This window comes from Paenibacillus sp. FSL M7-1046 (assembly GCF_038007405.1).
Taxonomy (GTDB): Bacteria; Bacillota; Bacilli; order Paenibacillales; family Paenibacillaceae; genus Paenibacillus_AQ.
Window position 1 is genome coordinate 3,853,527 of the sequence record NZ_JBBOXB010000001.1, and the last position, 21,546, is coordinate 3,875,072.

Annotated in this window: 16 protein-coding genes and 1 other annotated feature; all 16 genes read left to right on the top strand. The window is 52.3% G+C overall.

What is annotated here, in order from left to right:
* Positions 1–21: 21 nt before the first annotated feature.
* Positions 22–1,323, top strand: a complete 1,302-nt coding sequence (gene hemL / locus NYE29_RS16950; protein ID WP_038595727.1) for a glutamate-1-semialdehyde 2,1-aminomutase — start codon at positions 22–24, stop codon at positions 1,321–1,323.
* Positions 1,323–2,267: an RluA family pseudouridine synthase gene (locus tag NYE29_RS16955; RefSeq protein ID WP_340896854.1), complete on the top strand. Its 945-nt coding sequence runs from the start codon at positions 1,323–1,325 to the stop codon at positions 2,265–2,267. The genes hemL and NYE29_RS16955 overlap by 1 nt, the downstream gene beginning before the upstream one ends.
* A gap of 609 nt (positions 2,268–2,876) precedes the next feature.
* A complete protein-coding gene (locus NYE29_RS16960) occupies positions 2,877–3,323 on the top strand; it encodes a hypothetical protein (protein ID WP_340896855.1) in 447 nt (148 codons plus the stop codon).
* Between the two features lie 165 nt (positions 3,324–3,488).
* On the top strand, positions 3,489–4,340 hold the full coding sequence (ypfJ, locus tag NYE29_RS16965) for a KPN_02809 family neutral zinc metallopeptidase (RefSeq protein WP_340896856.1): 852 nt from the start codon (positions 3,489–3,491) through the stop codon (positions 4,338–4,340).
* A 305-nt stretch (positions 4,341–4,645) separates the two neighbouring features.
* Entirely contained in the window at positions 4,646–6,097 is a 1,452-nt protein-coding gene (locus tag NYE29_RS16970; RefSeq protein WP_340896857.1) for a glycosyltransferase family 4 protein, read from the top strand.
* Between the two features lie 138 nt (positions 6,098–6,235).
* Complete coding sequence (locus NYE29_RS16975) at positions 6,236–7,654, top strand: LysM peptidoglycan-binding domain-containing protein (protein WP_340896858.1); 1,419 nt, start codon at positions 6,236–6,238, stop codon at positions 7,652–7,654.
* A 220-nt stretch (positions 7,655–7,874) separates the two neighbouring features.
* Positions 7,875–8,159 (top strand) — a binding site (T-box leader).
* Positions 8,160–8,278: 119 nt separating this feature from the next.
* Positions 8,279–10,969 (top strand): valine--tRNA ligase, encoded by a 2,691-nt coding sequence (locus tag NYE29_RS16980; protein WP_340899740.1) that lies wholly within the window; start codon positions 8,279–8,281, stop codon positions 10,967–10,969.
* Positions 10,970–10,974: 5 nt separating this feature from the next.
* Positions 10,975–12,351, top strand: a complete 1,377-nt coding sequence (locus tag NYE29_RS16985; RefSeq protein WP_340896859.1) for a bifunctional folylpolyglutamate synthase/dihydrofolate synthase — start codon at positions 10,975–10,977, stop codon at positions 12,349–12,351.
* Positions 12,302–13,738 carry a UDP-N-acetylmuramate--L-alanine ligase gene (gene murC / locus NYE29_RS16990; protein ID WP_445322174.1) on the top strand — a complete coding sequence of 479 codons (1,437 nt, stop codon included), beginning with the start codon at positions 12,302–12,304 and terminating at the stop codon, positions 13,736–13,738. The genes NYE29_RS16985 and murC overlap by 50 nt, the downstream gene beginning before the upstream one ends.
* A gap of 198 nt (positions 13,739–13,936) precedes the next feature.
* Complete coding sequence (locus NYE29_RS16995; protein ID WP_340896860.1) at positions 13,937–15,094, top strand: GGDEF domain-containing protein; 1,158 nt, start codon at positions 13,937–13,939, stop codon at positions 15,092–15,094.
* 58 nt (positions 15,095–15,152) lie between these two features.
* Complete coding sequence (locus tag NYE29_RS17000; protein WP_340896861.1) at positions 15,153–16,349, top strand: GGDEF domain-containing protein; 1,197 nt, start codon at positions 15,153–15,155, stop codon at positions 16,347–16,349.
* Between the two features lie 168 nt (positions 16,350–16,517).
* Entirely contained in the window at positions 16,518–17,699 is a 1,182-nt protein-coding gene (locus tag NYE29_RS17005) for a glycosyltransferase family 4 protein (RefSeq protein WP_340896862.1), read from the top strand.
* Between the two features lie 175 nt (positions 17,700–17,874).
* The gene (locus NYE29_RS17010) at positions 17,875–19,056 is read left to right on the top strand and encodes a glycosyltransferase (RefSeq protein WP_340896863.1); all 1,182 of its coding nucleotides are present in this window, start codon (positions 17,875–17,877) and stop codon (positions 19,054–19,056) included.
* A 79-nt stretch (positions 19,057–19,135) separates the two neighbouring features.
* Positions 19,136–20,407, top strand: a complete 1,272-nt coding sequence (locus NYE29_RS17015) for an SPOR domain-containing protein (RefSeq protein ID WP_340896864.1) — start codon at positions 19,136–19,138, stop codon at positions 20,405–20,407.
* Between the two features lie 237 nt (positions 20,408–20,644).
* Entirely contained in the window at positions 20,645–20,890 is a 246-nt protein-coding gene (locus NYE29_RS17020) for a DUF4321 domain-containing protein (protein ID WP_038595700.1), read from the top strand.
* A 33-nt stretch (positions 20,891–20,923) separates the two neighbouring features.
* A complete protein-coding gene (locus NYE29_RS17025; RefSeq protein WP_340896865.1) occupies positions 20,924–21,532 on the top strand; it encodes a Maf family protein in 609 nt (202 codons plus the stop codon).
* The last annotated feature ends 14 nt before the right edge of the window (positions 21,533–21,546 follow it).

Sequence of the window (21,546 nt, forward strand, 5' to 3'; positions counted from 1 at the left end):
ATTGAACAGGAGTGAGGGACCATGGGTAATGTGCCATTGGCGCGCCGGGAAGAAGCTTCCCGTGCAGCTTTTGAAGAAGCGAAGCAGTATATTCCCGGCGGGGTGAACAGCCCGGTGCGGGCGTTCAAATCCGTAGGATTGACACCGGTTTATGTGGATCATGGCGCGGGTTCGCGCATTTACGATATCGACGGCAACAGCTTTATTGACTACGTCTGTTCGTGGGGACCGCTCATTATGGGACATGCTCACCCAGAGGTCGTAAAGGCATTGCAGGAGACGGCGGTAAAAGGGACAAGCTTTGGCGCGCCTACGCTGCTGGAGACGGAAATGGCCAAAACAGTGGTGGAACGTGTCCCTTCAGTGGATATCGTGCGGATGGTCAACTCCGGTACGGAAGCTACTATGAGTGCGATCCGATTGGCCCGGGGAACTACCGGACGCAGCAAAATCCTCAAGTTTGAGGGCTCGTACCACGGTCATGCGGACAGCCTGTTGATCAAAGCCGGCTCCGGCGTAGCCACGCTTGGTTTGCCGGATAGTCCTGGCGTGCCTGAAGGCGTAGCGGTCAATACGATCACGGTGCCGTACAATGATCTGGAAGGGGTCAAAATCGCTTTTGAACGTTATGGCAGTGAGATTGCCGCGATTATTGTAGAACCGATTGCCGGTAATATGGGCGTTGTACCGCCGCTTCCAGGCTTCCTTGAAGGTTTGCGCAAGGTGACGACGGGTTACGGAGCACTGCTTATTTTTGATGAGGTCATGACAGGCTTCCGCGTGAACCGCAGCTGCGCTCAGGGACTGTTCGGCATTGAACCGGATCTGACCTGCTTCGGCAAAGTAATCGGCGGCGGTCTACCCGTGGGCGCGTATGGCGGCAAAAGAGAGATTATGGAACAGATCGCTCCATCCGGCCCGATCTACCAAGCGGGTACGCTCAGCGGCAATCCGCTGGCGATGGCTTCCGGTCTCAGCACGCTGAAGCTGCTGACGCCAGAGGTGTACGACCGCCTGGAGACACTCGGCGCACGTCTGGAAGCAGGTCTTAAGCGGAACAGCGCCGAGACCGGCATTCCGCTGACAATTAACCGTGTGGGCTCCATGGTCTGCCCGTTTTTTACCGAAGGTCCGGTAATCAACTTCGAAACGGCCAAAACCAGTAACCTGGATATGTTCCGCAGCTACTTCGCCAAGATGCTGGATCAGGGCATCAGTGTTCCGCCATCGCAGTTCGAAGGAATGTTCGTATCCGCTGTACACAGCGAGCAGGATATCGATGATACTATCGAAGCTCACTTGAACGCCCTGAAGTCACTGTGATGTCCGGAGCAGATAATGTATCGGTCCAGGGCGGCGGCGCCTGGACCCGGCGCGGCGAATGGCTGGAAGCCATGCCCGGCCGGGTCGTTACCGGAGCAGCTGATCTGCAGGCTGCGGTAGACCGCTGGCTGCTGGAGACGGCCGGGATGCCGGTGAAACTCCATGCCCGGCTGCGCCGCGAAGGCGGCATCCAGTGGAAGGGCGACCGGCTGCGGCTGGCGCTTTTTCCTTATCGGGAAGCGGGCATTGAGCCGGTGTGGCAGGAGCTTGAAGTGCTGTATGAGGACGACTTTTGCCTTGTTGTCCATAAACCTGCGGGTATGGCGGTTCACCCGGACGGCAGCGGATCAGATACAACGCTGGATCATGTTGTTGCAGCGCATTATGCCGCTTCCGGCGGTAGTGTCGCCGTGCGGCATATACACCGGTTGGACAAGGATACCACGGGTCCTGTGCTCTATGCGAAGAATGAATATGCGCAGCTTGTACTCGATGAAGACATGCGCGAGAAGGTGATATCGCGGCGGTACGCCGCGATTGTGGAGGGCGTCGTCCCGCCTGCGCTCAAGGTGATCGACGCCCCGATTGGCCGCGACCGCCATCATGCGGCGCGCAGGCGTGTGTCGCCCGGCGGACAGTCCGCGGTAACGTTAATCCTTGGACGCGAGGTGCTGCAAGGCGGCACTTCGCTTAAGGTGCAGCTGGAAACTGGACGCACGCATCAGATCCGCGTCCACCTCAGCCATATGGGGCATCCGCTGTACGGGGATGAGCTGTATGGCGGGCCGCGCTGGGGGTTGACAGGCAGCAGCCGTCAGGCTCTGCACGGTGAGGTGTTGGCTTTCAGCCATCCATGGAGCAAGGAAAGGCTGGAAATAGCCGATCCATGGCCGGAGGATATGCTGCGGCTGCGGGAGGAACTGGGCGGCGGGACAATAGGCTGAAATCAGTCTGTTGGAGCTTCCTAGCGACTAAATGATCTAAAGACAATCAAATTTTATAATGCAACTATAAAGAGACCCGAGGCTGAAGGGGCTACACCCTGTTTGTGAGACGAGGTGCAGTCCCATCCCCTGCCTTGGTGTCTTTTTTTTGTTGCTGGAAAATTAATAATCACAATCACAAATGTGAATAAGTCACAAACTTGATGATGCGAATCCGCGAATGAGAGGCACAAGTACCTCCGAATAGGCGGAAAGTAAGCGATTTGGCGAAATGAGAGGCACAAGTACCTCCGAATAGGCAGATGGTGAGCGATTTGGCGAATGAAAGGTACAAGTACCTCCGAATAGGCGGAAAGTAAGCGATTTGACGAAATGAGAGGTACAAGTACCTCCGAATAGGCGGAAGGTGAGCGATTTGGCGAAATGAGAGGTACAAGTACCTCCGAATAGGGGGAAGGTGAGCGATTTGGCGAAATGAGAGGCACAAATACCTCCGATCCGCGGAAAGCTGAGTGTCGCCCCCTTCAAGCTCCAGCCGTGCTAAATATTTAACGAATGATACATTTCTGCGTCTCGGTTCGTCTTTCTAATAAAGGAGATGGACAGCAGATGAAATGGAACAGAATCTCTGTAACGATAGCCGTCTTCGATGCGGTTTTAATAATTGCCGGGAGTATTACTGCAGCTACTGTCGGTTCGGATGTTGTGAAACTGATTCAGCAATTTGGCAGTTTTACTGTGACCGTAGACAATCAATCCGATTACGATCTGTTTTCCGTCGAGACAGGGGTCCTTACGAGCGATTCCGCTGGCCAGATCATTGAGAGCAGTTCCAAGGAAAGCTTCGAGCAAGGGATACCCAGTGGAAGAAAGGTGAAAATCAGCCCTGAACTAAGCCTTTCCGGCGAAGGCGGAATTTATCTTAAGTATACCGATCCAAGAGATGAGGACTCGCCGAAAACGGTCGGGATATGTTCGTATACCGAAAGTTTATCCGGCCATTCCAAGGTCATCATTACAAATGATGATGTAAGTGTTGAAGAAAATTGCAGCTAAATTAGTGTTGCCGCCGTGTTTCTACTTTCTTGTCCCCCCTTATTTCCCGCCCGCCCAGCAAGTGGAAGTGCCAATCTGCCGTTTTTGGGTATAACACTAATAAGATAGATACCCTTACGAAATGCAGCTTGGCACATTAACGATCCTACGACTGGGGGCATAGCCATGAAATGGCAGGGAAGAAGAGGCAGTTCGAATGTGGAGGACCGCAGAGGCAGAGGCGGGGGCGGCGGGAAGGTCATTGGCGGCGGGATCGGCGGAATTATTCTTGTAGTGATTGTAACACTGCTCAGCGGGGGCAATGCCGGGGATATATTAGGGAACCTGACATCCGGCGGTACCAATTCTTCAGCTCCTTATGAGCAGACAGCTGAGGAGCAGGAGCTTTCCGAATTTGTATCCGTGGTTCTTGCTGACACCGAGGAGGTGTGGGGTGAGATTTTTAAGCAGCAGGGAATGACCTATGAGGATCCGACGCTTGTAATGTACAGCGGCAGTGTGGATTCTGCCTGTGGAACGGCCACTTCGGCAGTCGGGCCGTTTTATTGTCCCGGGGACGCCAAGCTGTATATTGATCTGAGCTTCTACGATGAGCTGCAGCAGCGCTTCCAGGCGCCGGGCGATTTCGCGATGGCTTATGTCATTGCCCACGAGGTGGGCCATCATGTACAGACCCTGCTGGGCACGTCGAAGCAGCTGAATTCGCTTCGCCAGAGCCTGAGCGAGAAGGAATTTAATAAATATCAGGTCCGGTTCGAGCTGCAGGCCGATTATCTGGCCGGAGTCTGGGCCAATCACGCCCAGGGCATGAACCTGCTGGAAGAAGGCGATCTGGAGGAGGCTCTGACGGCGGCGAGTGCGGTCGGCGATGACACGATCCAGAAGCAGGCACAAGGGTATGCGGTGCCAGACAGCTTCACCCATGGGTCTTCGGAACAGCGGAAACGCTGGTTCTACAAAGGTTTTAACTCCGGTACCATTGAAGGCGGAGATACTTTTAACGCTGCCCAGCTATAGAATGTGAGAGGGCAAAGTGTCAGCCGCTCAACCGGAGAACCGTCCATCCCCCTGTGCGGGAGCGAGCTAAGCCAAGTATAAATAAGCCTGCAGACAGAGCCGTTACGGCCTCGTCTACAGGCTTTTATTCTTTGGAGGAAAGCCGTTTCCTTCCGGGCTTTTTGGATTCCAGCAGCTGGTCGGCAGACCTACTTCTATTAACGGGCAGGTGCTTTTTTTCATAGAAAGAGACTGTTGCCCATGCCTTATAGCCAGCGTTGGTCATATAATACTTTGTTAACGCGGAGCAGGCTGCTCCTCATGAAATGAATTCTACAAGCCGGGGAGAGGGGTTCATGAAAATACTGCTGGTCACCTACTGGGGACTCACTAATATGGGCGGAATCTGGACGTATATGAAACAGCTCTCAGACAAGCTGAGCGAGCAGGGGCATTCTGTTACGCTGATGGGAAGCCATGTAGAGAGCAATACGTTATATTTGCTGAACCAGGAGAGCTATTTTGATAAAAATGCATATTATAACACGCTGCTGCCTTATCTTGATCCTCAGCGGTTTCCGTATCTGTACCTGGAGCATGGCATCTTCAGTTTTGAAATTGGCCGTTATGTGTTTGAGGCGGGAGCGTCTGTGCTCGGCCTGGAGGACTATGATCTCATCCACACCCAGGATCCCATCTCCACTTACGCGCTGCGGCGGGTGATGAAAAATCGGGTGCCGCTGGTGTCCAGCATTCACGGGGCATTGGCCCGGGAGTCGTATTACGAGTATAAGGGGATTGAACCGGAGCTTACGAAGGAGAAATACGAGAGCCGGCCGATTTGGAGCTATTTCCGCCGGATTGAGCAGCTTGGCGCACATGCCGCCGATCTGATCCTGGTCTCTTCAAAATGGATCGGTCAACTGGTGAATGAGCTCGGCGTCACTCCGGAGCGGATTCATACGCTGCCTTACGGGATCAACCTGGAGCAGTACAATGACAAGGCTGCATTGCCTTCCCCGGTACAGCTTGGCGGGGGACATAAGGTGATTATGTACGCCGGCCGTTTCGAGTACATCAAGGGCGTGCATGTGCTGATCGGCGCACTGGGTCTGGTGCATCGCAGCCGTCAGGACTGGGTCTGCGTCTTAGCCGGGAGCGGTAGTCTCCTGGAAGAGCTGAGATCACAGGCGGCAGCGCTGGGGATTCAGGGACATCTGGTGTTTGTGGGTAATTTGGACAATATCCCGGCCACGTTGCAGCAGGCCGATATCTATGTGCAGCCCAGCCTGCAGGATACGCAGCCCTACTCGGTCACAGAAGCCCAGCTTGCCGGTATTGCACCGATTGTGGCTGGGACGACGGGAATGCCGGAAATGGTTAAGCACGGAGAAACAGGCTGGATCTTTCCCGCGGAAGATTCAGGGGGGCTGGCGGAGCTGCTGCTTCTGCTGCTAGGCGATGATGAACTGCGCGGGCGGACAGGAAACCAGGCGAGAAAATGGGCGGTCCGCTGCCGCTCGCTGGATGTCATGACGGAAGGAACGCTTAAGGTGTACCGCAAAGCGGTGGGAAAGCAAGCCTGGCATAGAGGGGGGACCGGAGGCGAAATGCTGGCGGTGGGAAAGGAAGCCGGAGCGATTCAGGGAGCTTTTCATCCGGCTGATTTGCTGGGCAGCATTACCCCCGGCAATCCACTGGTGCCGGTTCTCCGGAGCAGGCTGCCGCTGGATTATTCCGTTCCCGATGCCCGTATTCTTGGTTTTGACAAGCAATAAGAGACGGCTGCTCTGATGAAGTGTCCAAAGTTGTCATGCCTTTCTGATTGAAGCATATACATGAGAGGAGTAACATTTTGGGCTTATGCTCTGGGCTTGTCTCGGGGTTAGATTATGCCAAGAAGGAGGACATTTCCCGTGTTTGACCAGTCCCACGGTTTGCGGTTTGATATTTATGAACGCATCCACCTTTCGGAAGAACTTCCGGGAATCGCTGAACTGGAAGAGGTGGAGCTGATTCCGGAAATCCAGGTGATTCAGCGGGAGGACCGGGCCGAGCTGTACGGACAGCTTCTGCTCACCGGACTCTACCGGGGTGAGAATGACCGGACGGAACGTCTGGAGCATGCCATTCCTGTTGAAATCACAGTACCGCTGACCCGGGTCAGCTCACTTGAAGACATAGGGGTGGAGATCGAGAATTTCGATATCGACCTGCTTACGATGCGTACGGTCAATATAACTGGTGTACTCTCGCTGCGGGGAATCGGGGGAGCGGAGACGCAGCCCGCCTGGCAGCAGGAGGAGTACACGGCAGCTTATTCACCTGACGAAGAAAAACAGGCCCCGGGGGTTAGGGTAGAGGCCCGGGAGCATGAGAACGATGCTTTATATGAAAACTCAGTGTGGACTTATGGCGAAGGCACCGCAGAGAGTTTCGCTGAGGAGCATGAGTTTGCCCACAGTGGGCCTGAAGCTGCTGTGAATCCGCTGTTTTTGGAAGGCACCGTGTTCACCCACCAGCCCGCTGCATCCCCACCGGCCCAGCAGAAGGACAAGGAAGTGAAGGTGCGGACACACAGCTTTGATAGCCCGCAGGGGATATCAGCAGCCGGAACTGCGGACAACGAACCTGTTTCGGGTCACTTCTTCGGGGCACAAGGGAGAGCGGAACAGGCCGTTCCGGCCGCTGGAAATCAGGCTGGCTATACAAATCCCTTTAACAGTTCTGACATTGCCAAAGTATCAGGCACCGAAAGTTCAGGCAGCGCAAAGGACATTTCGGATGCTGCCGCTGAGAATACAGCCTTGGAGGCGCATGCCTCCCATCAGGAAGAAAAGGATTTCTCTGCTCAAAATGGGGACTATGCGGCACTTTTTGCTCAGGATAGCTCCGCATCTCACGCTGATCAGGAGAACGCGGGCGAAGGCGTGATCTCTAAGGAAGCAACACCTCCGCAGGAGGAGAAGCCGGATCTGAAGGTTGCCCTGGGAAGCAAGAGAGAAGAAGATATTCCCGCGAAGGAGCATCTTACCTTTTCTTCCCTGCTCAGCTCCAGCCGCTCCCGCAAGGAACAGGAAGAGCTTATCGCCGAGGATACAGCTGCTGCGGCGCCTGTTCCGGACTCCGGCCGTGACGGGGAATGGAAAAGCCGTTTTATCGGTGGCTTGAACGGCAAGGATCTGTTCCGTAAAGTGCGTCTCTGCATTGTCCAGCGTGAAGAAACAATTGATACTATAGCGGAGAAATATCAGCTCAGTGCAAGAGAGCTTGTCATGTACAACCGTCTTTCCGGTCAGAATGTGGAGGAAGGCCAAGTATTGTATATCCCTTAAGAGATGCCGGCAGGCGCATCGGTGTCAGAATCCCGATCGGATGAGATCGGGATTTTTTGTGTTTCTGTCCTCTGAGCTGAAACTAAGGATGAACATCAGGGGTTCAAATCAGGCCAAGGGAGCAAATTTTAGAAATGGGCGGTATAAGTCCCGCAGTTTGTGTGTATGCTGGTTGACTAGGAATAGTACTAAATGTATTATTGGATTAAGTAAATTCTTAATAAAGACTGGGAACGGGAAGAGTAGGCGGTCAGCCCTTCAGAGAGCGGAACTATAAATTGCTGTGAGTTTCCGCAGGATGCAGCCACCGAAGTCGCCCCGGAGTTGCCCCTCTGAGCTTGTCTTCAGATTCAAGAAGCACAGGTTAGGAAGTGGCCGGTTGCAGCCGTTATCTGCGTGAGTGTCGCGCTAAGTTTCCGGAACCTTTGGGACCGGAACGGTGGTTTATTTTTTATTGGCGCGAAACAAAGGTGGTACCGCGAAAGAATGGCCTTTCGTCCTTTGAGACGAAGGGCCTTTTTGTATTTTTTTTCAGAGGTCCAGCTTCAGAGATACATCTACCAATGCTACTTAAATGGAGGGTTTAGAATGGCTGATCACAACAAAGCGGCGGCAGAGCTACAGATGCCGCAAGATCCGGCACAGGATGCTGCTGCCGACAATAGCGCAAAGAGCGATATGCCGACTACATATGATCCGAAGGCGGCTGAACAGAAATGGTATGCCTACTGGATGGAGAAGGAGTTCTTCAAGGCTGGAATGCGGCCTGAAGCAGAGCCTTACAGCATTGTAATTCCACCGCCGAATGTAACCGGGATGCTGCACATCGGGCATGCGCTCGATTTCACGCTGCAGGATATCCTGATCCGTACCAAGCGGATGCAGGGCTTCGATACCCTGTGGCTCCCGGGAACGGACCATGCTGGTATTGCTACCCAGACCAAGGTGGAGCAGAAGCTGCGCCAGCAGGGCCTTTCCCGGCATGATCTGGGCCGCGAGAAATTCCTGGAGCAGGTATGGGAGTGGAAGGACCAGTATGCCAAGACCATTCATGAGCAGTGGGCCAAGATGGGTCTGTCCCTCGACTATTCGCGCGAGCGGTTCACTCTGGATAAAGGGATGTCCAGCGGTGTACGCCAGGTATTTGTGGAGTTATACCGTAAAGGACTGATCTACCGCGGCAAGCGCATTATCAACTGGGATCCGGCAGCCCGTACTGCTTTATCCGATATTGAAGTTGAGTACAAAGAGGTTAACGGTCACCTGTACCATCTGCGCTACCCTCTTAAAGACGGCAGCGGATTCATCACCGTAGCAACGACACGTCCGGAGACGATGCTGGGTGATACGGCGGTAGCGGTGCATCCGAAGGATGAACGCTATCAGGATCTAATCGGCAAAACGTTGATCCTTCCGGTCATCGGCCGGGAAATTCCGATTATCGCCGATGATTATGTAGAGAAAGAATTCGGCAGCGGCGCGGTTAAGATCACTCCGGCCCATGATCCGAATGACTTTGAAGTTGGCCTGCGCCACAACCTTCCGCAGATCAATGTGATGGACGAAGGCGGCACGATGAACGAGGAGGCTGGTCCTTATCAGGGACTGGACCGCAGCGAATGCCGCAAAGCGATTGTTGCTGATCTCAAGGAGCAGGGCGTTCTGATTTCGATTGAGGACCATCTGCATCAGGTAGGACACAGCGAGCGTTCCGGCGCAGTGGTTGAGCCTTATCTGTCCACCCAGTGGTTCGTGAAGATGCAGCCGCTGGCTGAAGCTGCCATTACTGCACAGAAGAACGGTGACGGCGTTAACTTTGTGCCGGACCGTTTTGAGAAAACGTATTTGAACTGGATCGAAAATGTGCGTGACTGGTGTATTTCCCGCCAATTGTGGTGGGGACACCGCATCCCGGCCTGGTACTCTGAATCTACAGGTGAAGTGTTTGTAGCGTATACGGAAGAGGAAGCCCGCGAAATCAGCGGACTTGATGATCTGAAGCAGGATGAGGACGTTCTCGATACATGGTTCAGCTCCAATCTGTGGCCGTTCGCTACACTGGGCTGGCCGGATGAAAGCAGCAGCGACTATCAGCGGTTTTATCCGAACAATGTCCTGGTTACCGGCTATGACATCATTTACTTCTGGGTAGCGCGCATGATCTTCTCCGCGCTGGAGTTCACCGGCAAAAAGCCGTTCTCCGATGTATTCATGCACGGCTTGGTGCGGGATGCCGAAGGACGTAAGATGTCCAAATCGCTCGGCAACGGGATCGATCCGCTGGATGTTATCGAGCAATATGGTGCAGATGCTATGCGTTATATGATTTCGACAGGCAGCACAGCCGGACAGGATCTGCGTTTCCGCATGGAGAAGGTAGAGCAGGCGCGTAATTTTGCCAATAAGATCTGGAATGCCTCGCGCTTTGCACTGATGAATCTGGAAGGCGTAAACTTTGCAGATATTGACATTACAGGTGAGCTTAGCACGGCGGACCGCTGGATTCTGCATCGCTTGAACGAAACTTCTCGTGATATTACGCGTCTAATTGACTCGTACGAGTACGGCGAGACCGGCCGCCTCTTGTATAACTTCATTTGGGATGATCTGTGTGACTGGTATATCGAGTTCGCGAAGCTGTCGCTTTATGGAGCTGACGCTGCTGCCAAAGCAAAGACGCAATCGGTGCTGGCCTATGTGCTGGACCGTACGCTGCGCCTGATTCACCCGTTCATGCCGTTCATTACCGAAGAAATTTGGCAGCATCTACCGCATGAAGGCGAAACGATCACCCTGGCGGAATGGCCAAAATATGATGCGGCGCTTGAGAATCCGCAGGCAGTGGCAGAAATGACCCTGCTGATGGACATCATTCGTGCAGTTCGTAATATCCGCGCCGAGGTGAATGTGCCGATGAGCAAGAAGGTAGAGCTGATCATCAAAGCCGGAAATGAAGACACCTTGAGCATCATTACCCGCAACGACAATTACATTGGACGCTTCTGCAACACATCTTCGTTCGAAGCAAGCCTTGATCCGCAGACACCGGATAAAGTCATGTCCGCAGTAGTTACGGGCGCAGAGCTTCTTCTGCCGCTGTCGGGGCTGATCGATATTGAGCAGGAAATTATCCGTCTGGAAAAAGAAGTTCAGAGTCTGAACAGCGAAGTAGAGCGCGTGGAGAAGAAGCTCGGCAATCAGGGCTTCGTGGCCAAGGCGCCGGCAAAAGTCATCGAAGAGGAACGTGCAAAGCAGGCGGACTATTCCGCAAAACGCGAGAAAGTGCTCGCCCGCATCGCAGAGCTGAGAGGATAAGGGATATGGAAGAGATCATCGGGAGCGGCGGTACCGCTCCCTTAAGTTCCTATACAGAAGCGGTAGAATGGATCAACAGTCTGATTCCTTTCGGCATCCGTCCGGGTCTGGAGCGGATTGAGCTGCTGATGGAGAAGCTGGACCGTCCGCATCGCAAGCTGAAATTCATTCACGTGGCAGGGACGAACGGAAAGGGCTCAACCTGCGCTTTTTTGACCAGTGTGCTGATCCAGAGCGGTTACAGTGTAGGGACCTTTACTTCGCCCTATATCACCAAGTTCACTAACCGTTTCCAGTACAATGGGACGGATATTCCCGAAGATACTTTGCTGGAGCTGTCGAATAAGCTTCGCCCGCTGGTACAGGAAATTGCAGACAGCGAGCTTGGTTCACCGACGATGTTCGAGGTGGCCACAGCGCTGGCGATTCTCTACTTCGGGGAGGTCTGTTATCCGGATGTAGTCGTATGGGAGACGGGGCTTGGGGGAAGGCTGGATGTAACAAACATCGTGACACCTATTGTGTCCGTGATTACGAATGTCGGACATGATCATACCGATGTGCTGGGAGATACGCTGGAGGAAATTGCCGGTGAGAAGGCCGGAATTATCAAACCGGGTGTTCCTGCAGTCAGCTGTGTGAGCCAGCCGGAAGCGATAGCGGTGCTTAAGGCCAAAGCGGCAGACAGCCGCTCTACCCTCTATCTGGCCGGAGAAGATTTCAGCTATGAGCTAGCCGGAATCAAAGACGGCGTGCAGAGCTTTAACTTTAAGGGGCCTTTCCGCTCCTTTGAGATCGGCATTGCCATGAAAGGCGAGCATCAGCTCAGCAATGCGGCCGGGGCCATGATGGCGCTGGAGGTTCTGCGGCAATATATGGCCTTTATGCTGGAGGATGAGGATGTGCTGGAGGGTTTCAGAAGCACATTCTGGGCAGGGAGGCTGGAAGAGGTAAGTGCTTCTCCGCGCATTGTACTGGATGGGGCGCACAACCCCGAAGGTGCGGAGAGCCTGGCCAAGAGCCTTCCGCAGTTTTATAAATACGGTAAATTAAATTTGCTCATGGGGATGCTGGCAAATAAGCATCATGAGTCATACTTCAAGCATATACTGCCTATAGTGGATACGCTCATCCTGACCGAACCGGATTTCCGGAAGAAAATGGACGCGGAAGATCTGCAGGCCATCGCAGAACGTCTGCGTGAGAAATATGCTAAAGAAAACTTAAAAATCATAGTAGAACGTAATTGGGGTAAGGCGCTGCAACTGCTGCAATCGATCACAGCGGAAGACGACCTTGCTGTCGTGTCCGGAACGCTGTATTTGATTTCTGATGTACGAAGTACGCTTTTGCAGCAACCCGATTCTGAAAAAGGCTGGTGACGAACTGTTGGATACTACTGAACGTGTGCATTTTATAGGGATCGGCGGCTACGGAATGAGCGCGATTGCCCGGGTGATGCTGGAAATGGGATATACGGTTACGGGCTCCGATGTGGCAGCTCAGGAATTAACCGAGAAATTGATTGCCAAAGGTGCCAAAGTCTATATTGGACATACTGCGGAACAGGTTAAGGGTGCAGATCTGGTTGTTTATTCTACGGCACTCGCAAGTGATAATGTGGAATGGGTAGAGGCAGAACGTCTCAAAATCCCGGTTCTGCACCGCTCGCAAATGCTGGCCCGGCTGCTGAATGAACGCAAAGGGGTAGCTGTCGCCGGCGCGCACGGCAAAACTACCACCTCTTCGATGATCGCGCTGATCATGGAAGATTGCGGAGTGGACCCGACCTATATTATCGGTGGAGAGATTATGAATGTCGGTACGAATGCCAAGGCAGGACAAGGGGAGTATGTTGTGGCCGAAGCGGATGAAAGTGACGGCTCTTTCCTGCAGTATCATCCTTGGCTGGGGATCGTAACGAATATTGAAGCGGATCATCTGGAGAATTACGGCGGTGACTTCGGCCGCCTGAAGGCCGCTTACGTGCAGTTTATGAACCAGCTGCGCGAAGACGGCACCGCGATTGTGTGTGCAGATGATGAGACTGTCAGCGCCCTTTTACCTGAGGTTAAGGGCTCGGTGATTACCTACGGTATTCATCAGAACGCTGATTATATAGCCACTGACATCGTGCTCGGCGACCGGCAGGTGGCGTATACAATGAACAGCGGCGGTCAAGTGCTGGGGCGCATTGAGCTCTCCATTCCCGGACAGTACAATCTGTACAATTCAATGGCTGCGGTCATTGCATGTCTGAAGTCAGGGATTGCATTTGAAGAAATCGCTGCAGCTATCGTGAAATTCCATGGAGCGAAGCGCCGGTTTCAGGTGCTTGGCGAAATCAATGATATTCTTGTAATAGACGATTACGCCCATCATCCAACGGAGATCCAGGCAACGATCAGCGCAGCCAAAGCAACCGGCAAACGGATTATTGCCGTGTTCCAGCCGCAGCGCTACACCCGTACCTTCTTTCTGCTGGATGCGTTCAGCCGCGCCTTCAGCGAAGCTGATGAAGTGATCATTACTGATATCTATTCGCCGGCCGGAGAGAAGCAGATTGAAGGCGTCACTTCCGCAAAGCTGGTGGAGCTGATTATTCAGAACAGCAACGCCGGTGCAAGGCATCTGCCTACCAAAGAAGCCGTGCTGGCTGACCTGCGGGGCCGTATCGCTCCCGGTGATCTGGTGATCACGATGGGCGCAGGAGATATCTGGAAGGTTGGGTATGCACTGGCTGATGACTTGCGGGAACTTGAAAAATAAGAATAGAATGACTTCTGTGAGCCGTTAATGCAGAACTGATTCTCATGAAGCCAAAGCGTATTTTGTCCGTTATGCCGGACAAAATACGCTTTTTGCTATAGAGTCTTAAATCTGCAAATGATGTTGCGGGCAGAGTCTTGGAATGCTATAGTTTTGTGACAACAGAGTACTGATTTCCGTGTATATGGTGGTGTATTCATGAACTTCCAGCTTGATATTACAACGCTGTTATACTTGTTTATTTTTGGGAATTTATTTATTGCCTTGCTCGTCACCTTTTACCGCTTCTACTTCCCGAAGGACATTGCTTCATGCGTATTTATTGCTGCAAAGTGGGTGCATGTCCTGTATTGGAGTTCAATCCTGCTGTGGGATGTTATCCCGCGGTTTATTGGAATTCCACTGAGCAATGGGCTCATTCTTGCCGGAGGCTTCATGGAGATTGCAGCGCTGCTAATGATGATGGGCATGTTCGGGCGGAAGGTGAAGCTGTACTATTTAGTGCTGATCGTGGGCAGTGTAATCAGCTTTTGTATAATCGCGCTGTTTTTTAACCGTCCGAATTTGCGGGTCGCGTCTACATCGCTGTGGTCGATGTTTTTTGTGATTTTGCCGGCGTATCTTCTGACCTCTAACAAGGAGAGAACACCGCTTCAGAGTATGCTGGGATTCGTATTTTATGCGTTTGGCCTGTCAATGCTGGGACGGGCGTTCACGGCTCTGTTTCTGGAACCCGGCATGGGCGCCTTGTCTGCGAATACCGTGCAATATCTATATTATCTGGGAATGTTCTTTTTGCTGATTGTAGGTACCGCAGCCTTTATTCTCCTCTCCAATGAGCATTCTTATAAAAAGCTGAAGAAAATGGCCACCTACGACACGTTGACCGGGATCTTGAGCCGGCGGGCTTTTCTTCTGGAGGCAGAAGTGAAGCTGACTCTCGCGGTCAGAAAACAGGAGTATTATTCCCTTTTACTGCTGGATCTGGACCACTTCAAGGAAGTCAATGATACCTATGGTCATGATAAAGGGGATAAGGTATTGCAGGATTTTGCATTTACGATTGAGAGCAGCCTTGGAAACGACGATTTGTTCGGCAGAGTGGGCGGCGAAGAGTTTGCCGTTCTGCTCTATGGGCTGAACGAAGAGGACAGCGGCCGCAAAGCGGAACAGCTGCGCACCGCTGTGATGGATGCCCCAAAGTTGAATCTGCCTTGCGGGTATACAGTCAGCATCGGTGTGATTACCGTTCTGCCCACTCCCCGGACATTCTTTAATATGCTGTATAAGCTCTCAGACCGGGCATTATACCAGGCGAAGCAGCAAGGCCGAAATTGTGTAGTGATCTCCCGGTAAGCGCAGATGCTCAGGTGGATTGGAGAATACATATGCCTATGGTTATAGATGCAGGAAGGTGAAATTTATAGCTGTCCATTTTGATCTTAAGACATTGCTCGTTTGCCTTTTTTTCGCTGATCTTTTTACGGTGCTGCTGGTATTGGCCTACCATTCCCGTTACCCGAGGGATGGAACCTCCAGATTATTTATTGTTGCAAAGCTGCTTCAGCTGGTGATCCTGATTTTGCTGCTGCTGGAGGATTCTACACCCTTCAAGTTTCTTCGGTTGATCCTTGCGCTGGGCTGCCTGGCGGGAGCAACCGCAGAGATGTTAGCTCTGCTGAAGCTGCTCGGAGCAAGCACAGACCGGGTGATGAGAAGGTACTATACGCTTGCAGGCTGCTCCGGGGCCGGACTGCTGGTGATAGAAATGCTGTTTCCCTTGAGGGTTCAGCCTATTGTCATCGTCTGGACATCCCTGTCCATTGTGGGGCTGATGGCTTATCCGGTGTATATTCTCTGCGTGAAGCTGAAAGAGACTCCGCTGCAAAAAATTATGGGCCTGCTCTACAGCCTCGTGATGTTGTCGCTGCTGGGACGGGCGGTTGAGCCGTTCTTAGGAACCGAGGCAGCAGAAACTGCGGCTTCGGGGTTGTTGCAAGCGTTTTTTTATATTGCTGTCTATCTGTTGTTGTTCCTGTGGACAGCAGGTTTTATGCTGCCTTCCCGGGAGCGGATCTATGCAGAGCTGGAGCGGGTATCGACCTATGACGAGCTGACTGGAATTCTTAACCGCAGAGCGTTTGTGCAACGTGCCGGCCCCCTGCTTGCTGCTGCTGCCAATGAAGCTTCCCCTTTCTCGTTCCTGCTGCTGGACGTGGATCATTTCAAGAGTATAAATGATACCTATGGCCATGATACCGGGGACAAGGTGCTGCGGGATTTTGCAGGTAAAATCGAAGGGCAGCTCGCTAACGGTGATCTGTTCGGCAGGTTCGGCGGCGAGGAATTCGCCGTGTTTCTGCACCGTGCGGACGAGGCAGCAAGTGATGAAATCGCCGAACGGCTGCGCCTTTCCGTACTTGATACGGTTGTCGAAGGGCTACCGATGCCCTATACCATAAGCATCGGGGTAATTACCGTCACCTCGGCAGAAATGGTTCCGCTGAATACACTGTATAAGCTGAGTGATAACGCCTTGTACGAAGCGAAGCAGCAGGGCCGGAATTGTGTCTCCAGAAGCCGGCTAACGAGAACCTTGCCTCTGCCCTAACGGGAGGGGCGAGGTTCTTGACATTCCGGAAATTCGGGCTTTTTTGAAATTTTTTTCTCGAAAATCCATAAAACGACAAAAAGAAGATACACTTTGGGGTAATATATGCTAGACACATAACATCGCTATAGAACATACAGAAAAAAATGGAGATTAGGAGACAAAAATATGAGGGAGAAATTACTGTTCATATCCGCAGAGAATCCGTTTCCGCAAGATAGTGGAGGCAAGCTCAGAACCGGAAATATTCTAAATATTCTGCTAACCAAATATGATGTGGATCTCCTGACCTTCAGGAATCAGAGGCAGGTTGATAAAGAAGAGGCCATACCCGCACTTACTGTGCATGAAGTGGAACGAACCATGAATTACCGCAAGGCGATGCTGCGTTCACTTTATACATGGCGCAACTGTTCTTATATGAGCCATGTCGATGTGGACATGAAGGATGCAATTAAGAGACTGTGTAATCAGAACAGCTACAGCCATGTGTTTATTTCACACAGCTTGCTTGGCTGCTGCATTGATATTGTACGGAGCGAGTTGCCGGAGGCTGTCATTGTCACCGATGCCCATAATTTCGAGAGCAACCTGTCAGCCCAGCTGGCGCATAAGAAAAGCGGATTCGCTAAGCTTTTCTATTCATTGAATGCGCATTGGACGAAACGGGATGAGCTGAAGCTGATGGACAAAACCAACCTGCTGCTGACTACTTCGGAACAGGATGGTTTAGCGTTCAAGTCGATCTCTGTCAAGAATGCAAATAAAGTGCATGTTATCCCTAATTTCATCCGTATCAGCGATTACCGTACAACTGTTAATGCCCCTAAGGAAAAATGGATTATTCTTCCGGGTAATATGAACTATTTCCCAAATGTGAATGCAGCGACCTACTTTTTCCGTGATATTTATCCGCTTGTGAAAGCCCGGGTACCAGAAATCAAATGGTATATCGTAGGACGGGATGTACATCCTGAGGTGGCTGCTCTGGGTGGAAAAGATCCTTCCATTGTGATTACCGGCTATGTGGACAGCGTAGCGGATTATGTCCGTAAGGCCCAGGTAGTTATCGCCCCCTTGCAGGAAGGCAGCGGAACACGTCTGAAGATCCTTGAGGCATGGGCGCTGAAGACACCTGTTGTGTCTAGCACAAAGGGAGCTGAAGGCCTGTTGTACGAGCATTCCCGGAATATTCTGATTGCTGATGATCCCGTAACTTTTGCAGACAGTGTGGTGAACCTTCTCCTGGATCGTGAACAGGGCCTGGTACTCGCAGACCGGGCGCATGAGACACTGATGGCAAATTATGAGGCTGAAAGTGTCAGGGAAAAGCTGCTCAGTTTGGTCTAAATTAAATAAATAATCTTTTCTCCCATAAATCGACAATCTTTCGATTGAAAATGCGGTACTATTGATCTACAACTAAAGTTTCATAAAAAGTGGCAGGACGCTTACCTCTCCTGCTTTTTTTTTCTGAATCTTATTAGAAGAACAATCATTTTCATAGAACCAAGGAGCTATAGTCATGAGAGAGAGAATGCTGTTCCTATCCGCACATCATCATTATCCGGAAGATTCTGAGAGAGAAATAAGAACGGAGAATTATCTAGGCATATTGCTGGAGAGATTCGATATTGATCTGTTGGAATATTGCCACTGCGACTGGGAGGCCACCTATACGGCTGGACCGGCGCTTAAAGTCCACAGGGTAACACGGGTGCCCGGGAAGCGAAGCTCATTGCTCGGTTCCTTGAACAAGCTGCGCAGCAGCACTATTTTGGCCGATGCCAACAAAGACTTGCGTGCGGAGATCACTGCGCTCAGCCGTTTGCATACATACAGCCATGTGTTTATAACGCATCCCTTGCTTGGAAACTGCATTGATATGATCTCTTCTTTGTTACCCGACGCAATGATTATTACGGATGCCCATCGTTTGGAGAGCAGGCAGTCGGAAGGAAAAGCTGCCGGCAAAAGGGGTTTAAGCAGACGTTACCATCAATTGAATGCAGCATTGTACCGCCGGGAAGAACGCAAATTAATGAATAAAACGGCTCTGCTGCTGACAGCCTCCGAGTGGGATGCCCTGTCCTTTAAGGCTTTATCCTTTGCAGATGCCGGCAAGGTGCATGTAGTCCCTCCATTTATCGATTTGAATGACTATTGCGCTGCTGAACCGGCCGTTAAAGACAACTCCATTGTCCTTCACTGGAATATGCATACGAACCAGGGCAGAAATGCTGCATTGGTATTCTATCGAAAGGTTTACCCTTTCATTAAGGCGAAAGTACCGGACTGCAGATGTTATATTTTCAGTGGTCAGACACATCCCGAAATCCTGGCTTTGGCCAAAAGTGATCCCTCAATTGTAATTGTTGAAGAGCCTAGGCAGGAGGGGGAATACATACGCCGGGCGAGGGTCGTTCTCGCAACATTGCGTGAAGGCTGCGGCGGGCATTCGAAGATTCTGGAGGCATGGGCGCTCAAGACTCCGGTAGTTACTAGCCTGAAGGGCTCGGAAGAATTGATCTGTGAGCCGGGGCGGAATATTTTGCTGGCAGGCACAACCGGCGGGATAGCCGACCATGTGGTGAAGCTGCTCCAGACACCGGAGCTGGGTGCAATTATTGCGGACCATGCCTACCGGACGCTGCAGAAACATTACGAAGCGGACAATGTTAGGGCTAAAGTGCTCAGCTTGGTCTAATCATATCAAAATAGCATAATCCTCTCTTCTCTATCATATATTCTCATATAGATTAGACGATAGCGAGGTGTGACGCTTGATGAACGGAAGAATGACTTTCCGGTTTGATATCGATAAGGACAAGGGCAAGCTTGAACCGGTGGAACGGCGTTCCAGTGCGGGACTGGGGACGGCAAGAGACTATGAGAACAAGGAGCTTCACCGCACTCCGGTTTCCCAGCATCATACAGGGGCCTACGATACCGGCTTTACTATTGGAGGGGAAGAACCGCCGGATGATATCGGGAATGACGATCTGGAACCTTATAATTCTCACGGTCAGGAGTGGGAGGGAGCCAGATGGGAAGCCGAGCCGTCCAAGCAGCCGTTGTTAGCCCCGTATCCTGACCCCGATGTGTGGGAGAGGGCTCCGCAGTATCCTGGTGAGGAGTGGAATGATAGCGCTGAGCGGTTCGGTGACATTTCAATGTCAAGTGCCGGATATGGCGGCTCTTATCATACCCGCCGTCCCTCCTACTGGTGGAAGTTTGCACTTTCCATAGCTGGAGCCGTTGGTACGGGACTGCTGCTCGGATACGCTGCATTGTCTTTCATCAGCGGAGGGAGTCCGCAGGTTGGAGAGTATGCCAAGCCAGACGCTGCAGCCATGCAGAATCAGAACGCCGGGACAGCTAACCAGCCGGTAGCCGGAGACACGGGCTTGCCGAATGCTGGTCCAGCGGGCAGCGAAGTAGGCCGCATTCAGGTAGCGGTAGCGGCGCAAAGCTATTATCTGCTGCAATATGGCGTGTTCAGCACACCTGATGGAGCTGCGCAGGCTCAGCAGGAACTGCTTACCGCCGGACTTGCCGCAGGGCTGGATCCTTCAGACGGCAACCGGGTGTACGCAGGGATATCGCCTGACCGCGAACAGGCCAAGCTGCTGAGCAGCGGCCTGAAGAATCAGGGGATTGAGCTTTATGTAAGAGGGGTGGAGCTGCCGGCCGCAGAGCAGGTTGCTTATGCCGGAACGCCGCAAGCTGTGGAAGGTTATTTCGCAGCCAGCGGGCAACTGCTTAATGAGCTGAGCAGCCTGTCCGCATCCTTGTTAAGCGGGGAAGTCCAGACGTTGGACAAATCGGCAGTCAGCAATTTTCATATGGAGTGGACCGAGGCGCTCAAATTACTGAAGCCGGGTCTGACCCCTGAAGGGCAGAGCATATGCGCCGGGCTTGAGAAAGCTATGAGCCGGGGAATAGCTGCCCTGAATGAATATGAGAAGAACAAAGCACCAGGTCTGCTTTGGGAAGTGCAGGAATCCATGTTGAGCTTCCTGACCGGTCAGAAGGGCCTGATGTCAACTTTGGTGTAAGCGTAAATACAAAATCCCCCATCCGGCTGCGTCTGTTGGATGGGGGATTTTATGTGTTGCTTGCAGGGTTATACTCAGGTAAGGTTAAATGAGCCGCAACCCCAGTTAGCTCCACTACACAGTTGCCTCGTGACTGCTTGTATGGTAATCATTTCCGCACCGGATTTTGCGTTTGTATTGAACTCAGTTTCACCGTATAATAATTAAGGTGTCAAAAAATGGCGAGGGAAGACTTAGATGAAGAAGAAAAATGTAGGAACACTGCTGTTATTTCTCATTCTGGGCTGGCTGGCCGGAGCGTGGATCGCGAAGCTGCTGGAGCCTGTAAAAACTTTGTCTTTTCTTACAACCTCGACGGTACTCAAGTGGTCCCCGCAAGCCGATTTGGACATCATAACCTATGACATCACTATTCATTTGAAATTGTGCTTGCTCAGTCTTGCCGGAATGATAACTGCCGTATGGCTGTACCGGAGGCTGTAATGGTCACTGCTGATTGGGAAGGGGCGTTTATACGTGGGATCTGACAATTCACGCCTCATTATTCTTGCTTCGGGTTCGCCGCGCCGCCGGGAATTACTGTCTTTGCTGGGTTTGCCTTTCGAGGTGATTTCCAGTGATGCGGACGAGAGTACACCGCCGGACTTCACGCCGGAGATGATTGTGCGCAGTCTGGCTTTGCGTAAAGCGGAGGCTGTGGTCCATGCTGCCGGCAAGCGTAATGCCGTTATCGTCGGCAGCGACACGATTGTTGTGCTGGATGATAAGGTGCTTGGTAAACCTGTGGACGAGCAGGACAGCAGGGTTATGCTGGGATTGCTTCAAGGCAAGACCCATCAGGTGTACACCGGAGTAGCCTGCATCGGGCTGCCAGAGGGCAAGATTCTGGTAGAGCACCGGGTAACCTCAGTAACTATGAGAGCATTAAGCGAAGCGGAAATCTCCGCCTACATAGCGACTGGAGAACCTGCCGACAAGGCCGGTTCCTATGCGATACAAGGACTTGGTGCCACCCTGGTGGAGAAGATTGAAGGCTGTTACTTTAATGTGGTTGGACTGCCGTTGTCGCTGCTTGGGCGTATGCTGTCCCGGGTTGGCATTTCGGTGCTGGGCCGGCAAGGATAGCGGAGGAAAGAGGG